Origin of the sequence: Pseudotabrizicola alkalilacus (assembly GCF_003443995.1) — a bacterium.
In the GTDB taxonomy this organism is placed as follows: Bacteria; Pseudomonadota; Alphaproteobacteria; order Rhodobacterales; family Rhodobacteraceae; genus Pseudotabrizicola; species Pseudotabrizicola alkalilacus.
Genome location: NZ_QWEY01000042.1, coordinates 1 through 848, shown reverse-complemented (window position 1 = coordinate 848; position 848 = coordinate 1). Strand labels below are relative to the sequence as shown.

Annotated in this window: 1 protein-coding gene; it reads right to left on the bottom strand. The window is 57.2% G+C overall.

Translation table 11 applies throughout. From position 1 onward, the window contains the following. Positions 1-16: 16 nt before the first annotated feature. A protein-coding gene (locus D1012_RS21900) for an IS5 family transposase (RefSeq protein ID WP_118156235.1) occupies positions 17-771 on the bottom strand; the annotation gives its coding sequence in 2 pieces (ribosomal slippage) (positions 17-438 and positions 438-771; 756 coding nt in all). Positions 772-848 lie beyond the last annotated feature (77 nt).

The window sequence follows — 848 nt, the reverse complement described above, 5'->3', positions numbered from 1 at the left end:
GCTCAGGACTCATTGATCATATCCAGAAGATGACGATGGCGGCTATGGCGATTGCGGACATGAAGGTGTGGGCGCAGCGGTCGTATCGTGTGTGAATGCGCCTCCAGTCCTTGAGTTTTCCAAACATGTTCTCGATCTTGTGCCGCTTTCGGTAGAGTACGCGGTCATGGGGTATCTGGATTTTCCGGTTGGATTTCGATGGGATACAGGCTTCTATCTTGCGCTCGACAAGGGCGTTACGCAGCCAGTCGGCATCATATCCCTTGTCGGCCAGAAGCGCCTTTGCCGGGGGAAACGTCGACAGAAGGGCCGCAGCGCCGGTGTAATCGCTGACCTGGCCTGCCGTCAGAAACAGAGTGCGAGGCCGCCCCTCGCTGTCGCAGACTGCATGAAGTTTTGAGTTCAACCCGCCTTTTGTGCGTCCGATATACCGGGGAAGAGCCCCTTTTTGAGCAGGCTGGCCGCTGTCCGGTGCGCCTTGAGATGGGTGGCGTCGATCATGATTTCCTCAGTATCGCCGCCACCTTTGGCAAGTTCAACGAAGATGCGCCCGAACACGCCCAACTCGCTCCATCGGATGAAGCGGTTGTAGATTGTCTTGTGTGGTCCGTAGCTTGGCGGAACGTCACGCCACCGCAACCCGTTGCGGATCACGAAGATGATCCCACTGATCACACGGCGATCATCCACCCTGGGGATGCCATGCGAGAGCGGAAAGAACGGCGATATCCGCGCCATCTGGGCTTCGGAAAGCAGGATCATCTCGCTCATGGCAGCACCCCCTGTGGTGCCGCAAGTGAATCAGTGAGTTGTCCGACCCGCAAGAAAATTAATGGGTCCAGAGCCTA